Source organism: Bartonella queenslandensis AUST/NH15 (assembly GCF_000312585.1).
Classification (GTDB): Bacteria; Pseudomonadota; Alphaproteobacteria; order Rhizobiales; family Rhizobiaceae; genus Bartonella; species Bartonella queenslandensis_A.
Genome location: NZ_HE998133.1, coordinates 1 through 931, shown reverse-complemented (window position 1 = coordinate 931; position 931 = coordinate 1). Strand labels below are relative to the sequence as shown.

General features: G+C 36.5%; 2 protein-coding genes and 1 pseudogene. 1 reads left to right on the top strand and 2 read right to left on the bottom strand.

Annotated elements, in window-relative coordinates; genetic code table 11:
- Window positions 1-164, bottom strand: a 164-nt coding sequence (locus BN338_RS13370; protein ID WP_039761748.1) for a helix-turn-helix domain-containing transcriptional regulator, incomplete at its 3' end; no start/stop codon positions are given.
- The gene (locus tag BN338_RS09625) at window positions 145-453 is read right to left on the bottom strand and encodes a type II toxin-antitoxin system RelE/ParE family toxin (protein WP_039761746.1); all 309 of its coding nucleotides are present in this window, start codon (window positions 451-453) and stop codon (window positions 145-147) included. The genes BN338_RS09625 and BN338_RS13370, both read right to left, overlap by 20 nt.
- Before the next feature lie 49 nt (window positions 454-502).
- Here BN338_RS09625 and BN338_RS09620 point away from each other — a divergent pair.
- Window positions 503-931: pseudogene (locus BN338_RS09620) on the top strand (hypothetical protein); the annotation flags it as partial.

Here is a 931-nt window from a genome sequence, read left to right as displayed (position 1 = left end):
TTTGTTTCTTTTGCTAAGGCACTCATATTTTGAGCTCTCGCAACAATACCAATGGCGTGAGAAATATGAGACGCATCACCAGTTTTGAAGGCTTCATTGAGAAACATTTGTTGTTTCTCAGCAGTTTCAAGATATTCTTCGATTTTAAATGGGGTCGCTTTCATAACGGTACTCCTGTTTTAACTTTAATGCTTGTTCAATATCTTTTTGTTGTGTTGATTTATTTCCTCCACATAACAAAAGGATAATATCAGAGCCTTTTTGGGTAAAATAAATTCTGTAACCGGCACCATAGTGGATACGCAATTCACCTATGCCACTAAAAAATTTAACATCACCCAAATGACCTTCTTCTAGGCGTGCAATACGTTGAAGAATGATAATTTCAACATTTGTATTTTTGAATTTTTTAAACCAAAGATCAAATTTTTTAGTCTTATAAATATTTATCATTAGTGCATTATAGTACACAAATATAGAATGTCAACTAGAAGGTGTTAAAATGTCACGTCACTATATCAGGGTTATGACGGGCGGTCCGATACAAGATGGGCAGGATGTTATTGAACAAAGGGCAACCTTTTCCAGGCTTGTGTCGATTATTCAGGACGAAATCGATGACGTAACGGATGAGTATCTTCATCAGATACAGGAAAGTATTTTAGCGGCTATTCGCTTTTGTGAAAGGGAAAGATTTTACTTTAACGAAAGCATGGATGTTGTTTTTAATACAGAGAAGAGGAAAAGTATCTATGGTGCACCAGATACCCCTCATATTGAAAGCTCTGCAAAAATCAAAGGGGTTTTTCTTCATAAGGATAAGCAAGACAAGGTTGAATTGGAACATAGGGACGCAATCTCTTTAGGGGCTTTGATCGCCTCAGGACAAACAGGAGCTCCCGTTTGTTATGGTTATTTTGATCGGAAACTT

Coding starts and splice junctions, on each gene's coding strand:
- BN338_RS09625 (WP_039761746.1), bottom strand. CDS start 453: ATGATAAATATTTATAAGACTAAAAAATTTGATCTTTGGTTTAAAAAA.